The organism is Tolypothrix sp. FACHB-123, from assembly GCF_014697075.1.
GTDB lineage: Bacteria > Cyanobacteriota > Cyanobacteriia > Cyanobacteriales > Nostocaceae > Aulosira.
Genome location: NZ_JACJRE010000047.1, coordinates 1 through 23,869 on the forward strand (window position 1 = coordinate 1; position 23,869 = coordinate 23,869).

At 39.9% G+C, this 23,869-nt stretch carries 18 protein-coding genes and 1 pseudogene; 12 read left to right on the forward strand and 7 right to left on the reverse strand.

What is annotated here, in order from left to right; genetic code table 11:
• Positions 1–100: 100 nt before the first annotated feature.
• Both H6G41_RS24990 and H6G41_RS24995 read left to right on the forward strand, forming a co-directional pair.
• A pseudogene (locus H6G41_RS24990) lies at positions 101–631 on the forward strand (hypothetical protein); the annotation flags it as partial.
• Between the two features lie 112 nt (positions 632–743).
• Positions 744–1,982 (forward strand): hypothetical protein, encoded by a 1,239-nt coding sequence (locus tag H6G41_RS24995; RefSeq protein ID WP_190749682.1) that lies wholly within the window; start codon positions 744–746, stop codon positions 1,980–1,982.
• A 155-nt stretch (positions 1,983–2,137) separates the two neighbouring features.
• On the opposite strand, the gene rsmG is transcribed toward H6G41_RS24995, so the two are convergent.
• Together rsmG and H6G41_RS25005 are read right to left on the reverse strand one after the other, a co-directional pair.
• Positions 2,138–2,869 carry a 16S rRNA (guanine(527)-N(7))-methyltransferase RsmG gene (rsmG, locus tag H6G41_RS25000; protein ID WP_190749684.1) on the reverse strand — a complete coding sequence of 244 codons (732 nt, stop codon included), beginning with the start codon at positions 2,867–2,869 and terminating at the stop codon, positions 2,138–2,140.
• 74 nt (positions 2,870–2,943) lie between these two features.
• On the reverse strand, positions 2,944–3,618 hold the full coding sequence (locus H6G41_RS25005; RefSeq protein WP_190749686.1) for an ABC transporter ATP-binding protein: 675 nt from the start codon (positions 3,616–3,618) through the stop codon (positions 2,944–2,946).
• Between the two features lie 461 nt (positions 3,619–4,079).
• Between H6G41_RS25005 and H6G41_RS25010 the strand changes: the two genes are divergently transcribed.
• From H6G41_RS25010 to H6G41_RS25035, 6 genes are all read left to right on the forward strand, one after another.
• Positions 4,080–5,012, forward strand: a complete 933-nt coding sequence (locus tag H6G41_RS25010) for a Sll0314/Alr1548 family TPR repeat-containing protein (RefSeq protein ID WP_190749688.1) — start codon at positions 4,080–4,082, stop codon at positions 5,010–5,012.
• A 246-nt stretch (positions 5,013–5,258) separates the two neighbouring features.
• Entirely contained in the window at positions 5,259–5,711 is a 453-nt protein-coding gene (locus H6G41_RS25015) for a DUF3531 family protein (protein WP_190749690.1), read from the forward strand.
• 17 nt (positions 5,712–5,728) lie between these two features.
• A complete protein-coding gene (locus tag H6G41_RS25020; RefSeq protein WP_190749692.1) occupies positions 5,729–6,160 on the forward strand; it encodes an NUDIX hydrolase in 432 nt (143 codons plus the stop codon).
• Between the two features lie 713 nt (positions 6,161–6,873).
• Positions 6,874–7,206, forward strand: coding sequence for a Mo-dependent nitrogenase C-terminal domain-containing protein (locus tag H6G41_RS25025; RefSeq protein WP_190749694.1), 333 nt, complete (start codon positions 6,874–6,876; stop codon positions 7,204–7,206).
• 18 nt (positions 7,207–7,224) lie between these two features.
• Entirely contained in the window at positions 7,225–7,497 is a 273-nt protein-coding gene (locus tag H6G41_RS25030) for a cupin domain-containing protein (RefSeq protein ID WP_190749696.1), read from the forward strand.
• Between the two features lie 96 nt (positions 7,498–7,593).
• Positions 7,594–7,785, forward strand: coding sequence for a hypothetical protein (locus tag H6G41_RS25035; protein ID WP_190749698.1), 192 nt, complete (start codon positions 7,594–7,596; stop codon positions 7,783–7,785).
• 18 nt (positions 7,786–7,803) lie between these two features.
• Here the strand turns inward: H6G41_RS25035 and H6G41_RS25040 are convergent, their stop codons facing one another.
• Positions 7,804–8,358, reverse strand: coding sequence for a hypothetical protein (locus tag H6G41_RS25040; protein WP_242038040.1), 555 nt, complete (start codon positions 8,356–8,358; stop codon positions 7,804–7,806).
• 121 nt (positions 8,359–8,479) lie between these two features.
• Here H6G41_RS25040 and H6G41_RS25045 point away from each other — a divergent pair, with 121 nt between their 5' ends.
• Positions 8,480–9,226, forward strand: a complete 747-nt coding sequence (locus H6G41_RS25045; protein WP_190749700.1) for a creatininase family protein — start codon at positions 8,480–8,482, stop codon at positions 9,224–9,226.
• A gap of 39 nt (positions 9,227–9,265) precedes the next feature.
• Here the strand turns inward: H6G41_RS25045 and H6G41_RS25050 are convergent, their stop codons facing one another.
• A complete protein-coding gene (locus H6G41_RS25050) occupies positions 9,266–10,657 on the reverse strand; it encodes a malic enzyme-like NAD(P)-binding protein (RefSeq protein ID WP_190749702.1) in 1,392 nt (463 codons plus the stop codon).
• A gap of 277 nt (positions 10,658–10,934) precedes the next feature.
• The gene (psbA, locus tag H6G41_RS25055) at positions 10,935–12,017 is read right to left on the reverse strand and encodes a photosystem II q(b) protein (protein ID WP_190749704.1); all 1,083 of its coding nucleotides are present in this window, start codon (positions 12,015–12,017) and stop codon (positions 10,935–10,937) included.
• A gap of 648 nt (positions 12,018–12,665) precedes the next feature.
• Between psbA and H6G41_RS25060 the strand changes: the two genes are divergently transcribed.
• From H6G41_RS25060 to H6G41_RS25070, 3 genes are all read left to right on the forward strand, one after another.
• On the forward strand, positions 12,666–17,003 hold the full coding sequence (locus H6G41_RS25060; protein WP_190749706.1) for an amino acid adenylation domain-containing protein: 4,338 nt from the start codon (positions 12,666–12,668) through the stop codon (positions 17,001–17,003).
• 132 nt (positions 17,004–17,135) lie between these two features.
• Positions 17,136–19,799, forward strand: coding sequence for a hybrid sensor histidine kinase/response regulator (locus H6G41_RS25065; protein WP_190749708.1), 2,664 nt, complete (start codon positions 17,136–17,138; stop codon positions 19,797–19,799).
• Positions 19,800–19,850: 51 nt separating this feature from the next.
• On the forward strand, positions 19,851–21,317 hold the full coding sequence (locus H6G41_RS25070) for a response regulator (RefSeq protein ID WP_190749710.1): 1,467 nt from the start codon (positions 19,851–19,853) through the stop codon (positions 21,315–21,317).
• 159 nt (positions 21,318–21,476) lie between these two features.
• Here H6G41_RS25070 and ftsE read toward each other — a convergent pair whose 3' ends face one another.
• Entirely contained in the window at positions 21,477–22,217 is a 741-nt protein-coding gene (gene ftsE / locus H6G41_RS25075; protein WP_190749712.1) for a cell division ATP-binding protein FtsE, read from the reverse strand.
• A gap of 314 nt (positions 22,218–22,531) precedes the next feature.
• The gene (locus H6G41_RS25080) at positions 22,532–23,287 is read right to left on the reverse strand and encodes a WecB/TagA/CpsF family glycosyltransferase (protein ID WP_190749714.1); all 756 of its coding nucleotides are present in this window, start codon (positions 23,285–23,287) and stop codon (positions 22,532–22,534) included.
• Positions 23,288–23,869 lie beyond the last annotated feature (582 nt).

The window sequence follows — 23,869 nt, forward strand, 5'->3', positions numbered from 1 at the left end:
TACATCAACTTTTAAATGAAGGAGAGTTAATTATTAAATGGGGGCGAAAACTCAAAAATAAAGGCGACGCTGTTATCACAATTTAAATGCACAACAGCTTAGTGGTATTGCCCCTACTAATAAAAAAACCGAAAAAGGTAGCACTGTATTTACTTGGATATTTGATGATAACGTATCTGTAAAAAATCCCTTTGGCGTCTTTACAAACACTGAACCAATTCGCAATACAGGGATTATCCCGCGTTTATTATTGTTAGCACCAGCCGTATTTATTTGGTGGATTATCTTACTTTATTTGTCGCTACCAATGAGTTTAAAAAATGTAGCGATCGCCGCCGGAATATTCTTTGCTTGTATATTGACTCTCACCTATTTAGGACGCTTAATTAGTCCTGTGTTAGTTTGGACAATGATTTCCCTCATCTTACTCAGCTTAATGTGGGGATTGGGCGGAAACCGTCGTGCTTCCCTAGCTGCGATCCTATGTACAATTGCTGGATCTGTCATACCAGTATTGGGATTATTAGTACCATACAGCGGCCTTACCCTCAGCCTAGCTGGGCTACTTTCAGCCGTTTGGCTAGCAGTCAGACATTGGTATAGTTGGCAAACTGTACCAACAGAGCATTGACAAGCATCTGTCAAATAAATAACATTCGTTTATTGCTGGAATTTTCATAAATTAGTAGTCAGGACTGAAGTAATGACTACTAATTTATTTATTCTTTATGTGAAATAATAAAATGTTCGCCAGAATTCGCCGTTTATTCAATCAAATATTTCGTAAATCAAGAACAATCAATAACCAACCGCTAAATACAGTCAGTTTGATTGTCATTATCTTGATTGATATTTTTATCTTAGTTAATGTTTTTACAGGTTTAGATGATATCAGTAGATGGCATCTCAGCCCCGCTCAAACTTACCCATGTTATTCAGAATGGCAAAATTACCGCACGAAAACTAATCAAAGTAAAGACTATGAAATTATTCGTTCAGCATTACCATACGATTTAAATCAGCCGAGTTTTCAGCAAACCTATCAACAAGCTGAAACCGGACATTTAGGTAAAGTATCTCCGACTTGCTTACAGTACGCTGATGTCAAAGATAAAGTTAAAAATGCTGCCAATCAACAAATTATTAAAAATATCGATGGACAGCAAAATAAAATCAGTAATCTAGAGCAAAAAAATCGTAACATTCGCGCTCAATATGACTCGACGCTATTAGATAAAATTGCCGGACAGTCTCCTTCACAATCAATTAATCAAGTATCTGCGGAAAAAGCCAAACAGAATTTAGATGAAAATAACCGCCAAATTGCGACGCTGAAAGCTGAAATTACTAATCTCAAAAATCAATTATTAGCGAAAGCTGAGAGTGTTAGTTATCTAGCTTTTCTCAAAGATGAAAATAAATTTGCTGAAGTTGAAAAAGGCTACAAACAAGCAGCATTTTGGTATCCTAGCATTCAACTAAGCTTCCAATCTTTCTTTTTACTGCCACTAATTCTGATTGCGTTCTTAGTTCACAGCTATGCACAACGCCGCAGATATGGATTGATTGCTTTAATTAGCTGGCATTTATTAATTATCTTTTTTATTCCCTTAATTCTCAAAATCTTTGAATTCCTGCAAGTAGGTGCATTATTTACATTCCTGTTTGATGTCATTAACGCGATTTTTGGCGGCTTATTATTCCTCATCAGTTACATTTACATCTTGCTGATTCCCTTAGTTGGGTTTCTCATCATCAAGTTCTTTCAGCAATTTGTTTTCAACCCGAAATTACAAGCAGCCAATCGAGTCCAAAACTCGCGCTGTATCAACTGTGCTAAGAAAATTCGCCGTGGCGATCGCCATTGTCCCCACTGCGGTTATTATCAATATATGGAGTGCCCAAATTGTCACGAGTTGACTTACAAACATTTACCCCACTGTAAACATTGCGGTCACGCACAAGATGCAAGTAATTTGTAAATAAAGCTCATTCTCTCCCATACCCGAATTAACGCCCGCAGGCTAGAAGCCCACGAAGGTGGGCTTTGTTTCATTAGCCGCACCCTTGTAGGGTGACGGCGGAATTTCGGGATAAGCGAGAGATATTACCCCTGTGTATTGAATTTTGAATGATTTTAAAGCGGCTTTTGTATCGGTACGCCAACAGCGCGAGGAAAATTAGCAGGAGTCGCGGCTATCTTGCGCAAGTACACACAATGACGAATGCTTTGACTTAAAGGCGTAGTAAATTGCGCGATCGCTTCTACCTTACCACCCAACTGACTCACTGCTTTTTTTAAAGCTGCGGTTTCTTCCTCAATCCAATTACCACGATAAATCACCGCTAAACCGCCACGCTTCAGCAATGGTAAAGTATATTCTGCACAAGCAGATGGCGATCCGACAGCACGAATTACAGCCACATCATAACTTTGGCGGTGCTGAATTTCCTGGCCGATTTCTTCGACTCTCCCCACCAGAGTTTTCGCATTATCTAAAGCCAGTTCAGTCAAGACTTTGTCAATAAAATTAATCTTTTTCCGCGTCGAATCCAACAGTGTAACTTGCCAATTAGGCGCTGCGATCGCTATTGGAATTCCCGGAAACCCTGCACCTGTGCCAATATCAATTACAGATGCACCCTCATCAACAGACGCAATAAATTGCTGTTCTAAGACAATTCCCCGCAGCGAATCCCACAAATGCTTTTCCCAAAATTCTTGCGCTTCAGTAATGCGAGTTAAATTTAACTGACGATTCCCTTCGAGAATTAATTCATAAAGCTGCTGAAATTTTAATTGCTGCTGCGCGTTAGGTTGCCAATTTAGAGTTTCTTGCCAGATTTCTAGGAAATTGTCATTTGTCATTTGTCATTGGTCATTTGTCATTGGTCATTAGTTAACAGTCAACTGTCAACAGTCAACTGTCAACAGTCAACCAATTACACCGCAGGTTGTGGTTCTTGCACTTTCGCCTTCAGCACCATCGGATCGACTGATTTTAACTCGCCATGATTCAGCGTCCAACAACAATCTGCGATCGCTAACATATCCCCCGCATCGTGGGTGACTACTAACAAAGTCCAATCTTGTTTGAGTTTCGCTAATAAGTTTACTAACTGACGACGCATTGACCAATCCAAGCCGGCTGTCGGTTCGTCGAGTAACAGTAAATTTGGTTGGCGAATTAACTGCACCGCCAAAGCTAAACGTCGCTGTTGTCCCCCACTCAAAGCATGGGGTTGTGTAGATAGCGATAAATGCTCTAATCCTACCTCACTCAGCGCATCTCTCACTCGCTCTGAGCCTAATTCCGGATGTCCTAAGCGTAATTCTTCTAAAATCGAACCACCACAGAAATGTCGTTCGGGAAACTGAAAGACTAACCCCGCCAATTGTTGCAACTGTTCGGAAATCAGTTCTTGTTCGCGCCAAAAGACTGCGCCAGAAGTAGGTTCAGCTAATCCAGATAAAATTTCTAATAATGTACTTTTACCAGAACCACTAGGCCCAATAATCAAACCTAGCTGTTGCGGTGCTAATTCTAAGTTAATTGTTTTCAGAATCGCTTTTGGGCAGGCTGTGGGATGATAAACCAGATTTCTAAGATAGAGCATTTGTTAAAATTACCAAAGAGTTGCCGAATATACTGAATCAAATAGGCTTAACTACAAGAAGAGCATTCAGGAAATTCTCAAAAATTCCGCAAAAATTCATAAGTCTAACCTGCTTTCCAACCTTAATCTAACAGCTAGAATCCTTGATTGAAACCGGCGACACACTCAATCCCTTTATGAGTGGAAAAGCACAGCACCCTACCGCTTTAAGCTTTGAGCTTTAAACTTTAGGCTTGAGAATTCATTCCCAATACCCAATGCCCAACTTTCTCATTGTGCCAGACTTACGCCCAAGCAATGGTTACAACCGATAGGGAACCTGCAACAATTACAAAAGTCGATCTCTGTAGGCAATTTTGGCTAAGAAAGGCAGAAGGTTAAGAAAAAGATTTGTTCGCATTCTAAGTGACATAAGCAACTAGAAACAGAAAACAGTAACCGCAATTATTCTGAGGGTGACAATGACTAAATGGTTTTCGGCTCCTCAATCAGTTGTGCTGGCGAGAATCACCAGCCTAGTTCAAGCAACTTTCAGCGCCGCGATCGCATTTCAGCTAGCGATAAATCCGGCTTTTGCTGGCGATCCCTTCCGCGATAATAACCCTCGCGCCATTGGTGACAAAACAGAAGCAGCTTTTAGAGCAGTTTTTCAAAAAGGTAACTATCCTGAAGCGGAAAATTACCTCAAACAAGCCCTAGCTAATGAACCTAACGAACCCTTAGCCTATGCTATGCGGGCATCCTTAGCTTATACCAATAACGATGTGGCTACATTAGCTACATACAGTACCAAAACCCTGGAAGCTGGACAAAAATTAATTGCCACCGATCCATTACGCGGTAATTTATACACAGCCGTTGGCACTTTTTTAGAGGGAGCAGTAATTATTACCCGTGAAGGTGCAGGTGGTGCAGCTCAAGCTTTAGGTAAGCTGCGACAAGTCTATCAATATTTAGATAAAGCCGAAGCAATTTCCGCCAACGATCCAGAATTGAACCTAATTAAAGGCTATATGGATTTACTGTTAGCGGTAAATCTCCCATTTACTAACCCAGACGAAGCCATTCAGCGCCTAGAAAAAAATGCTGCACCCCAATATTTAGTAGATCGGGGTATCGCCATTGCTTACCGTGACTTAAAAAATTACTCCCAAGCCTTGGATTATGCTAACCGGGCGGTAAAAGCCACAGCAGATAACCCAGAGGTATATTATCTAAAAGCGCAAATTCTCCACGAACAAGGGAGACAACAAAACAGTCGTCAACTACTCCAAGATGCGATCGCCAATTTTGACATAGCCTTAAGCAAAAAATCCCAACTCCCCGCCGATTTAGTCAAACAAATCCAATCCGAACGCAGTCGCGCCAACGATACCCTCAAAAGTTTGGGTTAGTCATACCATTTTGGATTTTAGATTTTAGATTTTGGATTGTGAAACATCTATTAGATAAGCGTTTCAGATTTCCATCTGTCGCAATCATTTTTCAAATTGGTATCAGTTGTCAATAGTCATTTGTCCTCCTTGTCCCCCTTGTCTTCCTTGTCCCCCTTCCCTAGCCCCTAGCCCCTAGCCCCTAATCCCTACCCCCTCCCCTCACCTGCTATGCTTATTTTCAGATGATGGAGATATATACCGATAATGCACATCCAATTTCGCGAATTTAATCCTTTTGATGTTTGGATTTGGCTCAGGTTTACAACTATTCCCTCAGCACGGGAAAGACAATATGTAGAAGAAGTTTTCAATTCCTGGTTTTATCTGGGTAAATTAGGTGCATTTAACGCCGAAAATCTTCAGGTACAGGAAACCGGGTTAGAAATCAGCTACATGAATTATGACGTCCAAGGTTATGACAAAAGCTTACTAGCGCTAATGCATAACATGGGTGAATTTGAGTATGAAGGTGAATGGGCGCGTTGCTGGTTTGATTTGGGAACCAGTGATGCGATCGCAATAGATATCTTAATTAACGCCCTCACCCAGCTTAGTGAAGAATATGTGACTATTGAAGCATTGTATCTTGGCGGTGAAAACGAAGATTGGCCCGTTGAAGATAGCGATAGCCGGGCTTACTCTATCTACGATAATTAGTTAATGAAGAGACTAAAATGGGCAAATCAGGGGAAATCAGGGTATTAGCCTTAGGATTGATTCGAGATAGCGAGCGTATCTTTGTCTCTGAAGGCTACGACCCTGTCAAGCAATCTACATTTTATCGCGCGTTGGGAGGCGGTGTGGACTTTGGCGAGCCTAGCATTTTAGCCTTACAACGAGAATTCCAAGAAGAAATTCAAGCAGAATTAACTAATATTCGCTATTTAGGTTGTTTAGAAAATATTTTTATCTTCAACGGTAGACAAGGACATGAAATCATTCAACTTTATCAATGCGATTTTGTTGACTCTAAATTTTATCAGTTAGATAGTTTAATCTTCTCTGAATCAGAAAACCATCAACATCGCGCACTCTGGATTAACATTGAGCGCTTTACATCCGGCGAATTAAGACTAGTTCCCGCAGAATTTTTCAATTATTTATAGATTAGTTTACACTCACACCTCAACTAGCTGCACGATCCCCGGCTGCTTCAAAAAGTTGGGGATCTGCTCCATTGCATCTTTTGATTTCCACCTCCGTATATACTGAGCAATTACCACACCAAAAGCTACAAACTAATGGTTACAAAAATGTACTTTTTGAACCGAATGTGCTTACCTAATTCCAAGTATTATATGAGCTTATATGAGCGCGAACTCAGCAAAAGTCAAATTCTTAGTACACTAGATAAATTTTATATTAATTTTTGTAATAAAAATAACAAATAACTAGATATTACCCACCTAAAACCAGATTTGTTATACAGTCTAATCCTCAGGAAATCTGGCTATAGTAAGAGGAAAACATCGCTTCTATAGATATAAGTCCATCTCAGGATACTATGCATTTTCTTAACTAGAGATTTAGACTTAATATATAAGTTTGGTATGAGGAATATAAGTAATCAATAACTTTAAACTATACCAGCTTTATAATTTCTTTGTTATTTTGTATTTAACTGGACAGTTCTCCAGTGAATGGTGCGTTTAAATAATGATTAGTTGCACTATTTGCTAGCAGCTATTTTGCCAAGTAACTAGTTGTACTTGCATTATTTCTATTGCTAAGGACAATATCAAATTCCCTAGTTAGAACTTCTAGCTACAATTTCTCGTATTCATTGGTTCATCTACAACAATAAAACTGACTCAGAAATATGATTAAAACCACTAATCAATCTATTATTTTCTCCGCTTTTGTTAACCCTGTTAGCAACACAGAACAACCAAAATTTGATTTATTACAACCATTACGCCAATGGTTGGATAATCTAGAAATTCAAAACCCAAAATTAGCCAAATTAATTGCTAAACTAATCCCCGCTCAATGTCCTTTTGAGCGTGATGTTGTCGTATTTGGTCGCAAAATTGCCCACATCCCCCCCATGTGCAAGCTCAATCCCCTATACGATCAATTGGTTGGCTTGCGTTTTCGCGCTCTATGCTATTTAGTAGATAAATGTGGAGAAGATATCCAATCTTATTGCTAAAACTAGATAGATAGCGGCATGGAAATTAAAATTGATCATCAACCAAGTCAAGAACGCCTTCAACAGCTGGGCGTAGCGAACTGGGGTATATGGGAAAAAGAAGTGTCCAAATTCCCTTGGACTTATGATACTCAAGAAACTTGCTACTTCTTGACAGGTGATGTCATTGTGACACCTGATAACGGACAGCCAGTGCAAATGGGTAAAGGAGATTTAGTCACCTTTCCAGCTGGAATGTCCTGTACCTGGGAAATCATCAGCGATGTCAAAAAGCATTATTACTTTGACTAAACAAAAAATCACGCTACTAGTGCAATAGGGCGTAAATAAACATACCATTCTAAATGGCGCAAAAGCCCAGAATATAAGTCTTTTGATTTTTGATTTTTGACTTTTGACTTACTCGGTAGCGGTACTAGCCTTCATCTCCTCACACATTCAGAACGCACATCTTCTCATCCTCAATACACCATTTCATTAATTTATAGCAACGCCAGAGAAACACTCAGCGTAACTTTGCGCAAACCTCCGCGTGACTCTGCGTTTAAAAATTCCCCACTTACACCAAGCAGTACTTAAAATCAATCACTTCTCATTTCAATTGTCTGAGGGTTCGCAACGGCTGTTATAGGATAACGTGGCGGAATCTGTAAATTGCTTGTATCCATATCTCATAAAACTCGTTGCTACTCCATCACCCAAACAATATTCATACAAATAAACTGTTTCATTACCACCAAACTTACTGGAAAGTTCCCGCCAAATTGGTGGCTGATAGCCAAATATATAATTATAAAACTTCGACGCCTGCGCTTTATCGTAATTGTAATCTCCTGGATATTGGAAAAAATCACCGTTAAAATTTAAGTTGATATATTTTGCTTGATTATTCACAAAAGTAATCGAAAAATTACTTTTAGGGAATTGTGGAAATAACCTGCGGAAGCTTTGAGGCGCATAGGTATAAGTCACTTGCTCCCCATTAATTTGTTTGCTATTGTAACGCCCAAAATAGCGCGCAATTGTTTGCGGCGTCTGGTTTAAAACATAACGTCCAGCCACAGCCGGAAGAGTCAGCAAACTATTAAAAAGCCAAAATCCTAGAGTTAACCCGGTAAAACTGGCAGATAAATCACAAAATTTCATAGCCATAACCTCCACCTCCCACTTAGGGAGTTCATAATCGTGTTAGTGGCAGGCTAATTATTCATGATGCTACTTAGTAGAATAATGTTTCTTTCCACAGCAATTTTGATGAGGAAGTTAATTAAAAATGTTACTACATTTAAGTACCTGGCCTGAAGTTGAAGCTTATCTACAGCAGTCTACAGGTATTATTTTGCCGATTGGTTCCACAGAACAACACGGCCCCACTGGATTAATTGGTACAGATGCTATTTGTGCAGAAGCGATCGCTCGTGGTGTGGGTGAAGCTACTCAAGCTATGATCGGCCCGACAATCAATGTAGGTATGGCACTACATCACACCGCTTTCCCTGGTACTATAAGTCTGCGTCCCAGTACTTTAATTCAAGTAGTGCAAGATTATATAACTTGTTTGAGTAAAGCAGGTTTTCGCAAATTCTACTTTATCAACGGACATGGCGGTAACATCGCCACCCTCAAAGCCGCTTTCTCTGAAACCTACGCTTATTTAGAAGACTTGCAAGTTCACAATGCACATCAGGTACAATGTCAAGTTGCTAACTGGTTCATGTGCAGTTCAGTATATAAACTCGCTAAAGAATTATACGGCGATCAAGAAGGCTCCCATGCCACCCCTAGCGAAGTAGCCGTTACCCAATACGTATATCCTGAAGCCATCAAGCAAGCATCCCTTTCACCAGAAGTCGCCAAAGGACACAGAATTTACAGTGCGGCCGATTTTCGCCTGCATTACCCAGATGGACGTATGGGTTCCAATCCCGCCTTAGCTACCCCAGAACATGGTAAGCAGTTTTACGACGCAGCAGTCAAAGAACTCAGTAACAGCTACTTAGAATTTGTAAACGCAGAATAAACATTTGGGGATGGGCTAATCATCCCATCCCCTGATTAATCAACTCTGCGCAATCCCTTCTAAACGGGCTGCTTGTTGCACCGCTGCAGATACAGCAGTGACAACGCGATCGTCAAACACTGAAGGAATAATATGTTCCCGATCCAAATCTGCAGGCTTAACTAGAGATGCGATCGCACTCGCCGCTTCTAAATACATTGTGGCGGTAATTGTCGGTGCTTGACAATCTAAGGCACCACGAAAGACTCCCGGAAAAGCCAGCACGTTATTAATTTGATTCGGGTAATCGCTGCGCCCAGTCGCCATCACAGCTACATTTTTAGTCACTAACTCCGGCTGAATTTCCGGAATCGGATTTGCCATTGCAAACACGATCGCATCTTTTGCCATTGCTTGCAGCATCTCTGGAGTCAAAACTCCGGGTACGCTGACACCAATAAACACATCTGCGCCTTGCAATGCACCAGCTAGGGTACCTTGAGCCTTAACTGCAAATTCCTGCTTTTCCTCTGTTAAGTCAGTCCGACTCAGAGAGAGAATACCTTTGGAATCGCACATCCAAATTTTTTCAGCCCCAGCTTTACGCAGTAATCGCGCGATCGCTACTCCCGCCGCCCCAGCACCGTTAATCACAATCCGCACTTCTGCAAGTGACTTGTTAACCAGTTTCAACGCATTAAATAACGCTGCGAGGGTGACAATTGCTGTACCATGCTGGTCATCATGAAACACAGGGATATTTAACTCGCGCCGCAGTCTCGCTTCAATTTCAAAACAGCGCGGGGCAGCGATATCTTCCAAATTTACGCCGCCAAATACCGGCGCAATATTTTTCACTGTACGGACAATCTCATCTGTATCTTGGGTTGCCAAGCAGATGGGGAAAGCATCGATACCCGCGAATTCTTTAAACAGCATCGCTTTACCTTCCATTACTGGTAAAGCCGCATCTGGCCCCAAATTTCCCAAACCCAAGACAGCACTACCATCAGTAACAATAGCTACCGTATTCTTTTTGATGGTTAAGTTATAAACTTCCTCAGGATTTTGCGCGATCGCAGTACAAATCCGCCCCACCCCTGGAGTGTAAGCCATAGCTAAATCAGAAACACTTCTGAGGGGAATGCGGCTAGCAATGCTGATTTTACCGCCACGATGCAAATTAAAAGTGCGATCGTATACATTCAGCACTTGAATGTGTGGTAATGCTTTGACTGCTTGGACAATAGTTTCCGCGTGTTCAGTGCTAGCTGCATCCACAGTAATATCGCGGGTAGACTCTTTGCGGCTTTGCTCGATTAAATCAATTTGTCCTAGTAGTCCCCCATTAGCAGCGATCGCCTGGGTAACAGAAGCCAGCATCCCCACACGATTGGGAATCTGCAAGCGGAGCGTCAAACTAAAACTAGAATTAGGAGTTAGGTTGGTCATTGTGATTTGAGAATTTAAATTTCACATCTTATATTGAATTGCTGATTAAAAATCTTTTTGAAATAGCAAATGTCATATTTTACTAATTTAAGCTAGTGACAATTTCCTAAATGTACTCAACAACACCAGATATGTTTACTGCACTAGGCAAGCGATCGCTCAGCAAGGTGTGAGAAATCACTGTGTAAACAGCTTTCCTTGCTCTCAGTGGATCTGTGATTCCACGAAAAAAGCGCCCTCTAGTGAGAGAGCGCTGTTAAATTATATTAACCGAATATTAACCCTGAATCGCAGAATCTAGGAAAGCCACCGGTCTCACCTCACCACTAGCCAAATCTAAGGGGAAGTTATGCGCATTGCGTTCGTGCATCACTTCAATTCCTAAATTGGCACGGTTCACCACATCAGCCCAAGTAGCAACTGTACGACCTTGAGAATCAAGCACTGATTGGTTAAAGTTAAAACCATTCAAATTAAATGCCATCGTACTGATACCCAAAGCCGTCAACCAGATACAAACTACAGGCCAAGCCGCCAAGAAAAAGTGCAAAGAACGAGAATTGTTAAAGCTAGCATATTGCCAAATCAAGCGTCCAAAGTAACCGTGAGCCGCGACAATGCTGTAGGTTTCTTGTTCTTGGCCAAATCTATAGCCATAGTTAATCGATTCAACTTCAGTTGTTTCCCTAACGAGAGAGGAAGATACTAAGGAACCATGCATGGCGCAGAATAAGGAACCGCCGAATACACCTGCTACCCCTAGCATGTGGAACGGGTGGAACAGAATGTTATGTTCCGCTTGGAAGACAAGCATGAAGTTAAAGGTACCACTGATACCTAAAGGCATCCCATCAGAAAAACTACCTTGACCAATTGGGTAAATTAAGAATACAGAAGTCGCAGCCGCTACAGGTGCCGAGTAAGCTACACAAATCCAAGGACGCATACCCAGACGGTAGCTTAACTCCCATTGCCGACCCAACCAACAAAAGATGCCAATCAAAAAATGCAAAACAATCAGTTGATAAGGTCCGCCATTGTATAGCCACTCATCCATCGAAGCCGCTTCCCAAAGTGGGTAGAAATGCAACCCAATCGCATTGGATGTGGGGACAACAGCACCAGTAATAATGTTATTACCGTAGAGCAAAGAACCAGAGACAGGTTCACGAATACCGTCAATATCCACAGGTGGTGCTGCAATAAAGGCAATAATGAAACAAATCGTCGCAGTTAACAAAGTGGGAATCATTAATACACCAAACCAGCCGATATAAAGCCGATTTTCAGTGCTAGTAATCCATTGACAGAAACGATCCCACTGATTACCGCTTTCGCCTCTTCTGAGAATAGTAGTCATGGCTTTATCGTTGATAAATTGCTGAAAAAAACTTTCTCAATCACTCAAAATTGAGAATTCCACCTTTTTCAAACATTTTTGCCAAATACCTTCTCCCTATGCACTGAGACTCTGTTATATTGCCTCACACCATGTAATCTTATTCATCCATTTCTCTAGGGAGACGGTGTGAAAAAAAGGGAAAATTATTCCCGGCTCTAATATCAGGTTTTACATAATTTTTTTGTACTTATCAATAAAGTTTTCATGAATTTTCATTACACTTCATGTTTTGGATAACCAATGTCAAGAGTTTAAAAATATTAGTAATAACTTCAAGTAATTTTGCAAAACACATTGTATTTCAACGTGAATTCACTTAAAAATTATCAAAAACTAGAGATTAAGTCTTATATAAACTACTTTTTAAGGCATCTAGTGAGATTACTCAAGCTATTAATTAGAACTAAGAATAATATGATAAATACATTTATTTTTCCTCAATTTTAATTGATGTATTTCCCATATTTACTCAGAAGATAAATGCAAATTTTATACTAAGTAATCTGTCTGAAAACAATTAAGGGATGCACTGCCACAGACTTTAAAAGGTTACTGTTGACTACTTTGAGTATTTCCAGTTCAACATTTGGTTATATGGAAAAATCAATGCTGCGTAATGTAAAAAATGTTTCCATTCATCAACTGGTGGAATTTCAAGTTTCACAAACCCCTGATGCTGTAGCGGTCATTTTTCAAGATCGGCAATTGACATATCAACAGCTCAATCAAAAAGCTAATCAATTAGCACATCATCTGAGAACGCTAGGAGTCAAACCAGAGACTTTAGTTGGAGTTTGTGTTGAGCGATCGCTAGAGATGATAATTGCTTTATTAGGGATACTTAAAGCTGGTGGAGCTTATATCCCTCTCGATCCTAGCTATCCTCAAGATCGCTTAGAATTCACGATATCAGACTCCCAGATGCCCATACTCATCACACAAAAGCACCTGCGGGAGCAATTACCAACAATCGATCAACGGGTACAAGTCATTTATATTGATGCAAATTGGCAATTTATTACTCAACACAGCACAGAAAATGTCGAGAGTGGTGTAAATCCGGAAAATTTAGCCTATACCATCTATACATCCGGTTCTACTGGTAAACCCAAAGGCGTTCAGATTATCCATCATGCCGTCATCAACTTCCTGAATTCTATGCGCCAAGAACCAGGATTAACCCAAAGCGATGTATTATTAGCAATTACTACAATCTCTTTTGATATCGCAGCTTTAGAGATATTTTTACCTCTAATTGTCGGTGCTCGCATTATCTTAGTTAGTCGTGAAGCCATAGCTGACGGCAAACAGTTATCACAACTGTTGACTCAATCTGGCGCTACAGTCATCCAAGCTACCCCAGCAACTTGGCGTCTCCTCCTCGAATCTGGATGGCAAGGTAATAAGCAACTAAAAATGCTCTGTGGTGGAGAAGCCATGACTATAGCGCTGGCTAATCAACTGCTAGAAAAGGGTGGCTCTTTGTGGAATATGTACGGGCCTACCGAAACTACTATTTGGTCAATGGTGCATAAAGTAGAACCTGGTAGCACTTTTGTACCCTTAGGCCACCCCATTGCTAACACACAGATTTATCTACTCCAAGAACCAGCACGCCGTAAAAACGATCCGCTCAAACTCGCTCCTGTTGGTGTACCAGGAGAAGTCTACATTGGTGGTGATGGAGTCGCCAGAGGTTACCTCAATCGTCCAGAACTAACTCGTGAAAGGTTCATTTCCCATCCATTCAGTCATAAATTAGAGGATCGTCTCTATAAAACTGGAGATTTAGCTCGTTATTTACCGGATGGAAGTATTGAATTTATTGGTCGAATTGATTATCAAGTCAAAATCCGTGGCTTTCGAGTTGAATTAGGAGACATTGAAACAACTCTTAGCCAATATCCATCTGTCAAAGAAGCAGTTGTGATTGCGAGAGAGGATCAGCCAGGAAACAAACGCTTGGTCGCGTATGTTGTTCCTACACGAGATGACTCTAAGTCATCCACACCAATCGATCCTTTTTTAACTGAGCAACTTCAGGAATGGAAGCAAGTGTGGAATGCTAACTACAGTAATTCACCAGAAGATTGGATTGGCTGGAATGATAGTTTCACCGGTCTACCCATACCAGCTGATGAGATGCATGAATGGATGAACCACACCTTAGAGCGCATTCTTTCCTTACGTCCTCAGAGAGTCTTAGATATTGGATGTGGCAATGGCCTACTCTTATTTCGCATTGCTCCTCATTGTAGTTACTACGTAGGTACAGATATCTCCGCAGAAGCTATCCATCATATTGAGCAACAGTTGAGAAAAGAGACACAAAATTGGTCTCATGTAACGCTCTCCCAAAGAGCTGCTCATGAAATGGAAGGACTAGAACCCGGAAGCTTCGATACAGTCATCATTAACTCAGTAATTCAGTACTTTCCTAGCGTCAATTATCTTGCCCAAGCTCTAGAGAAGATTGTTAAGTTAGTCAAACCAGGCGGGCAGATTTTTATTGGTGATGTTCGTAGCTTGTCCTTACTCGAAGCTTTTCATACCGCAGTACAACTGAGCCAAGCTATTCCTTCTGATTCTAAATATCAACTTCAACAGAAGATCCAGGAAGGGATTGTCCAGGACACAGAACTAGTAATTCATCCAGACTTCTTTACTGTCCTCAAGCAGTCTATACCCCGCATCAGTCATGTTCAAACCATAATCAAACGGGGTCATTCACAAAACGAACTTGTTAGATTTCGCTTAGATATCATCCTCCATATAGAAACTGAGGTCTATCTAGATGAACAGCCTTTATGTTGGGATTGGCAACAACAAGAGCTATCGCTATCAAAAATTTGCCAATATCTAAAGGCGGAACAACCAACAACTCTCAAAATTATTAATGTTCCTGATAGTCGAGTTTTTCTAGATGTAAAGGCAGTGGAACTATTAGCAAGTTCCGATAAATTAGCCACTGTCGGTGAAATACGAGCAGCCCTCCAGCAAATTACTGAACAGTCAACAGTGCATCCAGAGGACTTCTGGAGTATTGGTAAGTATTTACCCTATAACGTCTATATCAATTGGTCACAACTTAATACTCCTGGTAAGTATGATGTACTCTTGCAAAGCAAATTGCAGCTAACAGACCAAGGAATTATCTTGGCAGTTCCTGAGCAACCAATTGAGTTGAAGCCTTTAAGTGCTTACGCTAATAATCCACTGCAAGTCACTGAGAAAAGCAACTTAGTTCCTAAGCTACGTACATATTTAAAGGAACAACTACCCGATTATATGGTTCCGTCAGCATTTGTCGTCATGGATAAGTTGCCATTAACACCAAATGGGAAAATCGATCGGCGATCGCTACCTCAACCGAAGAAAGACCGACCCATGTTAACAAACCCATATGTTGCACCATCAACTTCCCTAGAAAAGCAACTTGCGGAAATTTGGTCTCAGATTCTCGCAATTGAACAAGTTGGAATTGACGATAACTTCTTTGACCTGGGAGGACACTCTCTACTAACAGCCCAGTTGCTTCATCAAGTAGAAGAGGTAATTCCAGTCAAATTACCCCTATATTACCTTTTGAGAGAGCCAACCATAGCTGGATTAATCAAAGCAATTAACGTCGCCCAAGGTTTGGATTCTGCTGTTTCCATCGAAGAAGAAACTCCCGTAGACTGGCAGTCCGAAACTGTCTTAGATCCGACCATTAGTCCTGAAGTACCTTTTGTAGAAACGACAACTGCGCCAGAGCATATATTCTTGACTGGAGCAACTGGTTTTTTAGCAGCTTTTATACTGCATGAGCTACTACAACAGACTCAGGCAAATATTTATTGTCTTGTACGTTCTTCTAACTATGAAGCAGCTCGGCAGAAAATTCAAACCAATCTAGAACGTTACATGCTTACAAGTGGTGAGTTAAGTTCTAGGGTGATTCCGATCCTGGGAGATTTATCACAGCCTTTATTCGGATTAACTCACGAAAAATTCCGAGATTTGGCAAGCAAGCTCGACCTGATTTATCATTGTGGAGCTTTCGTGAATCTAGTTTACCCATACAATACATTGCGAGCTACCAATGTGCTGGGAACTCAGGAAATTCTTAGGTTAGCTAGTCAGGGTAAAGTTACTCCTGTTCACTTTATCTCCACAATTGATGTACTGAAACCGCTCATCTTTCTTGAAGGCAAAATTATCCGCGAAGATCAAAATTTAAAATACTTTGAATACCTGACTAGGGGCTATGCTCAAACTAAATGGATAGCGGAGAAGTTAGTCATGACTGCTCAATCTCGAGGTATTCCTGCCTCCATATATAGACTGGGCATGATCTCCGGTCATAGTCAAACAGGTGCTTCTCAAATAAATGACTTAATGTGCAGAATCATCAAAGGGATGATTCAAATGGGATCTGCCCCAGATCTCGATTTATGGGTGAATATAACTCCCATAGACTATGCCAGTAGCGCGATCGTCCACTTATCAAGAAAGAGAGAGTCTTTAGGCAAAACTTTTCATATTGTCAATCCTCATCCACTGCCCTGGAGCATTTTTGTCAATGAAATTGACAGTATGGGCTACCCAATTCAAATACTCCCACATGAAAAATGGCAAGAAAAATTGCTGAATTTGGATAACTCTCAAGAAAATTCCTTAACGCCAATACTCTCGCTGTTTACTGAGAAAAATCAGAAGAACCAAATGACTTATTTGGAAATATTTTTACGAACATCTCAAGCATTTGATTGTCAAAATACGCTGGATTGTCTGGCAGATACTTCTATTTCTTGTCCAGCAATTGATAGTCAGTTGATGAATGCTTATTTTTCATACTTTACAGGTGTTGGTTTTTTTAAACCCCCAACTGATAATTTGGATGTTATTCATCAAAGAAAATTGGGAACTATTAACTATGAGTATTTAGTGCGGCATTCATAAATAAGTAACGTATCAATCAAATTATTATTAGGGATGGTTTGAATTGATTATGTTCTCAGACTATGAAATTCTTTACTAAGTAAATTCTCCATTTAACATCTGTGTTGCAAATTAACCAGTAGCTGGAAGGATATGAGAAATCCTATACGTAAATCTATAGCCTCAAGATTATTTCTCTATGTACTAGGCGGTGCTTTAGTCGGTTTAGGCAGCATGTCCTACTTCTTCTATCAAGCTTTAGAACAGCGAGCTAGAAGTGAAATGCGAAGTAATTTAAGTACACAAGTCAAGTTAATTGAAGGAGAACTGGCTAGGGTGCAGCAGTCTATGCTGGATTTATCTGCTGCGGTTAAATCCATGCACCATCAAGGAGTTAGAGATCCAGAAGCTTACAAGCAATTAGTATTTAATCTGTTTCAACAGCGCTCATCTCTAACAATGGCATTAGGCTTTGGTCAGACTCCCTTTCAAGTTGTACCAGAGCGTGAATGGTATTGGCCGTACTTTTTTGTCGATCAAAACACTCCCGGTCAAATTGGTCGGCAATTACCACCTCCATATAACAAGATGCGCTATGCAGATTTGTACCAAGACGATCAATACCCCAAACAGGATTATTACAAATTACCTGTAACAACCAAAAAAAACTTCTGGCTAGAACCCTATCAATGGTACGGGCTAACTTTAACAACTTATAACGGCCCAATATTTAACGATCATCAGGAGATGATAGGGATTGCTGCATTAGACATTAACGTGACGGCGTTGAGTGACCAAGTTAAAGCACCTGTAACTTGGGGAGGAGGTTACTTTGCAATTATCAGCGAACATGGCAATCTACTTGCTTATCCGCCCGATCAGCAAAAAGCTAAATCACTAGCGACTTATAAGGATATACCACAGCTAAGAGATGTCTGGCAGCAGATTGAAAAAGATGATGATGGATTTGTGCAAGCTAGAGGAAAATACTGGGTATTTCAAAAGGTTAAAGGAACGAACTGGTTAATGTTGGCAGCGGTACCTCAGTCAGTTGTATTAGTCCCAGTATTATCCATCGCCGTTGGAGGTGCATTAGGTGCTGGTACAGTGTTAGCTTTGGTAGTCATTCTATTTATTCGCCAACTTAATAAACGCTTGCAACCCATTCTCGAAGAGTGCCATAAACTAGCAGCAGTTGATGCACAGAGAGCACTACGTTTAGTTCAAGATAACGAAGTAATTATTAATGACAAGCAAAAGCAACATTTGGACTTAAATTATGCAGATGAATTAGATGTTTTAGCACAGTCTTTTAATCAAATGGCAGCCCAATTAAAAGAGTCATTTGAGGACTTAGAACTACGTGTTGAGGAACGTACAGTTGAACTTAAAGAAGCGAAAGAATTAGCTGATGGTGCCAATCGTGCTAAGAGCGAATTCCTGGCCAACATGAGCCATGAGCTACGCACACCCCTTAATGGGATTTTAGGTTATGCACAAATTCTGCAAACCTCAAAAAATATGTCAGAAAAACAGCAGAAAGGCATTAATATTATTAATCAATGCGCTTCACATCTCCTGACCCTCATTAATGATATTCTCGATCTCTCTAAAATCGAAGCTCGGAAAATGGAATTGTATCCTACAAGTTTTCATTTTCCCTCTTTTCTCCAGGCAGTTTCTGAAATTTGTCGCATTAAAGCTGAACAAAAAGGAATCACTTTTGTTTATCAACCTGATGGACTACTACCAATAGGTATCCAAGCAGATGAAAAACGATTACGCCAAGTTTTAATTAATTTATTGGGCAATGCTATCAAGTTTACTGAAAAAGGTAGTGTTACATTTATAGTCAAAATTCAGCAGATAAAAAGTGGTTATCAAGATGAACCTTCTACCTATCAAGTGCGCTTCATAGTGGAAGATACAGGTGTAGGTATGTCTAGCGAGCAAATAAAAAAAATATTTTTACCTTTTGAGCAGGTAGGTAATGTTAAAAAACAATCAGAGGGCACGGGATTAGGTTTAGCAATTAGTCAAAAAATTGTTTCTATGATGGGTGGCAGCATAGAAGTAAAAAGCCAACCCGAAAAGGGTAGCATCTTCTGGTTTGATGTAGAAATTTCTGAATCAAGAGAATGGGCTGATAAATCAAAAGTTTCTCAACAAGGAACAATTATTAGTTTTAAAGGGGAAAAACGAAAAATTCTCGTCGTAGACGATCGTTGGGAAAATCGCTCTGTATTAGTGAATCTACTCGAACCTATCGGTTTTGAAATTGTCGAAGCAGTAGATGGACAAGAAGCATTAGAAAAAATTGCTGAATCTGTGCCAGACCTGATTATTACAGATGTTAGTATGCCAGGAATGAATGGATTAGAGATGATACAAAAATTGCGCAATTCTCCTGATTTGAGTCATCTGAAAATAATTGTCTCATCAGCAAGCGTATTTGACTCTGATAAGCAGAAGAGTTTAGACGCAGGCGGTGATGACTTTCTTCCCAAACCTGTGCAAGCATCAGAGCTATTTGGAAAATTACATATATATTTAGAATTGGAATGGATTTATGATGAAAATTACACAGATTTGGCAATAACGCAAGAAGTAGTACTACCTCCGATGGCAGAACTAAAACAGTTGTATGAATTAGCGTTAAAAGGTCGCATTAAAGCAATACAAAAACAACTAGATGAATTAGAAAAAAATAATATTATATTTAGTCCATTTGTCCAAGAAATACAGCAATTAGCACAAAATTTTCAAATAGAAAAAATTCAAAAAATTATGGAGAAATATATCAATATAAATAATTAATTTTCCTGCTTGTTAAAATCTAATTATTTCAATAAAGGTTTAATAAGAATAATGCAGAACCCAGAAACAAATTTAATTTTAATTGTTGATGATACTCCGACAAACTTAGAAGTACTTTCAGAAGCTTTAACAGATGCAGGCTTTGATGTGGCGGTTGCAACTAGTGGTGAAAGTGCAATTAAGCAAGTTGAATATGAGCCACCAGAGCTAATTTTATTAGATGTAATGATGCCAGGAATTGATGGATTTGAAACTTGCTATCGATTAAAAACAAATCCTAAAACACAACATATTCCCATCATTTTTATGACTGCCCTTGCTGACACAGTAGATAAAGTCAAAGGTCTTTCTCTAGGTGCTGTAGATTATATTACTAAGCCGTTTCAGCAAGCGGAGGCCTTAGCTCGTATACAAATTCATTTGAAGCTGCAAAATGTCACCTTAGCTCTAGAGAAACAGAATGTACGTCTTCAACAAGAAATTCAAGAACGAGTATCCGCAGAATTAGCATTACAGAAGTTAACTCAAGAGTTAGAGCAACGGGTAGCTGACAGGACTAAAGAGCTTTCCCAAGCACTGCAAGATCTGCAAAAGGCTCAAGTGAAACTGATCCAATCAGAAAAATTAGCTACTCTAGGTCAGTTAGTAGCAGGTGTTGCACACGAAATTAATAATCCAGTCAACTTTATACATGGCAATCTTCAGCACGCTAGCTGTTATATTGAAGACTTACTAGAACTCATTAACCTCTACCAAACTCAGTTTCCTAACTCTAATCCAGAGATTGCCAAAAAATCCAAAGAAATAGACTTGGAGTTTCTCAGGTTGGATTTACCTAAAATTATCTCTTCAATGGCAATTGGAACTCAAAGAATTCAGGAAATCGTGCAATCTTTTCGCAATTTTTCCCGTCATGATGAAGCCGAAGTCAAAAAAGTAAATATCCATGATGGTTTAAATAGTACACTGATGCTTATTGACCATCGCTTAAAGGCAAAACCTGGTTATCCGGCGATTCAACTTATTAAAGATTATGGGAATTTGCCTGCTGTTGAGTGCTTTGCAGGCAAAATGAACCAAGTGTTTATGAATGTCCTCAGTAATGCAATTGATGCCTTGGAAGAGTTAATGGGGAATGAACAGAGTTTTGAAAATAGCATATCACCTATAATTCGCATTCATACAGAAGTAGTAGCAAGCGATCGCATTATGATTCGGATTGCGGACAACGGGCCAGGAATCACAGAGATAGTGCAAAAGCGGGTGTTTGACCCTTTCTTCACAACTAAACCTGCTGGTAAAGGAACAGGTTTGGGGATGTCAATCAGCCATCAAATTGTGGTTGAAAAACATGGTGGCTCTTTATACTGTGTCTCCTGTCCAGGGAATGGTGCAGAGTTTGTTATTGAGATTCCAATTAAGCAGGAAAATTTACCCGATCCTAGCTGGTGGGAATCTCCAGACTTATCTGAAAAATCTATGGAGGATCAAGCATCACCTCTCATAGCACAAATATAGGGTATGAGGTAGCAACATCAGGAAATCAGGGCAGTAGGAAAACCAAAAAAATTTAATATCTGTCATTTTTGGAACTAGTATTAATGCTGTTTTATCTGATTTATCACTCCCATTTACAAGACATTAGTTTTTCAAAGTCATCTAATAGATAGCTGCTGCCTATTTGTAATATAGCTTTCCATTTCGGACTTGCACTACTGGATGATTGCACCTGCGTACTAATTGTTCATCATGGGTAGTGACAATTACTGTTGCGCCAAAAGTATTTAACTTTTGGAGAATTTGCATCACTTGCCAAGAATTATCTGGATCGAGGTTTCCTGTTGGTTCATCGGCCAAAAGTAGTGGTGGTGTTCCGACTATTGCTCTGGCAATACTCACCCTTTGTTGCTCTCCACCAGAAAGTTGATCTGGAAAGGAGTTTGCTTTAGAAAGCAAACCCACCAGCTTTAATGTTGGTTCTAAACGGCGTTGAATTTCTTTTTTGGTATAACCTTGAGCCTGCAAGACAAAAGTCACATTTTCTGCAACTGTTCGTTGGGGAATCAGTTTATAGTCTTGAAACACAATGCCAATACGTCGCCGCAATAATGACAAGCGATCGCCCCGCAATGCAGCAATGTTACAATCATCAACAATTACTTCTCCCTGTGTTGCCAACTCTTCACCATAAAATAGTTTCAACAGAGTTGATTTACCAGAACCACTTGGGCCTGTGATAAATAAAAATTCTTTTTGTTTGACTTCTAGGTTTACATCTACCAATGCATGACAACCATTAGTATAGGTTTTTGTCACAGATCGCAATTGCAATATAGCACTGCTGCTTTGCTGGTCAGTTGTGCTGCCTTCTCTAGGTATAATTTCTTTGTTCGTTTCCTGAGTTGTTAATAGTGGCATTGCTGAATTGTTAGGAAAAGATAAATCTTTGACAGTGGAAATTCCATACAAAATAATGATTCCCAGATTAAATCTGAGAATTTCAAATCTCAAATTAAAAATCTTAAGTTTTCTGCCCGCAATACTCAGTAATTACCACTCAGAAATTGTCTGCTGAAGAAGTTAGAAGGCTGAATTTTCAGCCCCAAAAAAAATAATCACCCCTTAGGGGTGACGGTTGTCTCTCTCTAGGGTTACCCTAACCGCAGTCACTGAGCAACAACGGGAGATAGAGGTATAAGAAAACCCGAAAGACAGTTACTTACAGCTAATCTTCAAGAAATTGCTCTTCTGGCAGTTAAATGATAAATAAAAGCTTTGAAGGCAAACTCTGGTAAAGCTAACATCCTCCGCCAGCGCCAAGGTTCTTGATAAAGCCGATATAGCCATTCTAAATTGTTATTTCCTAACCAAGCCGGAGCGCGATTTTTCGTACCAGACCAAATATCAAAACTGCCACCAACACCAATCCAAATTGCTTGAGGACATAAATAACGGTGTTTAGCAATCCATAATTCTTGACGTGGTACTCCTAAACCTACAAAAATTACTTGTGGCTGTAATTGACTGAGAGCTTCTCGCAATTCCTCTTCTTCTTCTTGGGAATGGTAACCGGAGTTAGTACCGACTACATTTAAACTAGGAATTTGCTGTTGACAAAATTCTGCGGCTTTTGCAGCGACTCCTGGTGCTCCACCATAGAAAAATACCTTGGCAGGAATATGCTGTTTTCCCAATTCTTGTAATAGTGTTTCTGCTAGTTCAATTCCAGGACAACGTTCTACTTTTTGCCATAATAGCCACCGCAAATACAGAACTACTCCTGCTCCATCTGGAATTACTAACTCCGCATCTTGAATGACTTTAGCTAAGGCACTATTACGTTCTGCCTGCATAGTCATTTCTGCATTGAGCGTTACTACATGAGTTCCTCTGCCTTGTTGCAGGCATTCTAGCAACCAGCCTGGATAGTTAGCCATCACATGGACTGGTATTCCCAACACTGAAAATGCTTGATTGCGTTTAGACATAGACGATTTTTACTTTAGCCTCACACCACAGTCTCTCGAAGGTTAGTTTATCAAATTTTTTAATATATTGTCTGTGGTCATTTTAGCTATCAGCAATTTGTGCTTAGGTCTATAAAACTAAGTAAATTTTCTGCTAGAAATAATTTAAAAAATTCTATGCTAGCTACCGTAATCCTATGTAATGTTTAATGTGTGAATTTAGACTTTCATGCAGGTTGCTGTAAATGTTACTGAGAAATATTTGAGGATTGCTATAAATATTACATTTTTATTGCTATAAAAATATCTTATCTGAACATAAGTAGTCATCTTGGTGGGAATTTTTAGAAATGTCTGAAATGATTCATGCATTTCGAGAAGTATCTTATAGTTAAGTAATTAACTATAGGGTAGTTCTAGAATCACCGCTTACATTCAACAGCCTAGGCGGAGCCTTCTGGATATACTTTCCCATACTCTGAGTTGAAGCAGGGTAAAATAGGGATTTTACATTCGCTTGCCAATAATGCTAGCCTTCAAAAACAACTTAAGCTTCATGTCAATGAAGATATTTTAACGATCGGGTGTTTGTCTCAAAGCATC

Excerpts from the sequence above, each read along its gene's own strand:
- rsmG (WP_190749684.1), bottom strand. The coding sequence starts at position 2,869 with ATGACAAATGACAATTTCCTAGAAATCTGGCAAGAAACTCTAAATTGG.
- H6G41_RS25010 (WP_190749688.1), top strand. The coding sequence starts at position 4,080 with ATGACTAAATGGTTTTCGGCTCCTCAATCAGTTGTGCTGGCGAGAATC.
- H6G41_RS25080 (WP_190749714.1), bottom strand. The coding sequence starts at position 23,287 with ATGTCTAAACGCAATCAAGCATTTTCAGTGTTGGGAATACCAGTCCAT.
- H6G41_RS25060 (WP_190749706.1), top strand. The coding sequence starts at position 12,666 with ATGCTGCGTAATGTAAAAAATGTTTCCATTCATCAACTGGTGGAATTT.
- H6G41_RS25070 (WP_190749710.1), top strand. The coding sequence starts at position 19,851 with ATGCAGAACCCAGAAACAAATTTAATTTTAATTGTTGATGATACTCCG.
- H6G41_RS25030 (WP_190749696.1), top strand. The coding sequence starts at position 7,225 with ATGGAAATTAAAATTGATCATCAACCAAGTCAAGAACGCCTTCAACAG.
- H6G41_RS25040 (WP_242038040.1), bottom strand. The coding sequence starts at position 8,358 with ATGGCTATGAAATTTTGTGATTTATCTGCCAGTTTTACCGGGTTAACT.
- H6G41_RS24995 (WP_190749682.1), top strand. The coding sequence starts at position 744 with ATGTTCGCCAGAATTCGCCGTTTATTCAATCAAATATTTCGTAAATCA.
- H6G41_RS25025 (WP_190749694.1), top strand. The coding sequence starts at position 6,874 with ATGATTAAAACCACTAATCAATCTATTATTTTCTCCGCTTTTGTTAAC.
- H6G41_RS25015 (WP_190749690.1), top strand. The coding sequence starts at position 5,259 with ATGCACATCCAATTTCGCGAATTTAATCCTTTTGATGTTTGGATTTGG.
- H6G41_RS25005 (WP_190749686.1), bottom strand. The coding sequence starts at position 3,618 with ATGCTCTATCTTAGAAATCTGGTTTATCATCCCACAGCCTGCCCAAAA.
- H6G41_RS25050 (WP_190749702.1), bottom strand. The coding sequence starts at position 10,657 with ATGACCAACCTAACTCCTAATTCTAGTTTTAGTTTGACGCTCCGCTTG.
- ftsE (WP_190749712.1), bottom strand. The coding sequence starts at position 22,217 with ATGCCACTATTAACAACTCAGGAAACGAACAAAGAAATTATACCTAGA.
- psbA (WP_190749704.1), bottom strand. The coding sequence starts at position 12,017 with ATGACTACTATTCTCAGAAGAGGCGAAAGCGGTAATCAGTGGGATCGT.
- H6G41_RS25045 (WP_190749700.1), top strand. The coding sequence starts at position 8,480 with ATGTTACTACATTTAAGTACCTGGCCTGAAGTTGAAGCTTATCTACAG.
- H6G41_RS25020 (WP_190749692.1), top strand. The coding sequence starts at position 5,729 with ATGGGCAAATCAGGGGAAATCAGGGTATTAGCCTTAGGATTGATTCGA.
- H6G41_RS25065 (WP_190749708.1), top strand. The coding sequence starts at position 17,136 with ATGAGAAATCCTATACGTAAATCTATAGCCTCAAGATTATTTCTCTAT.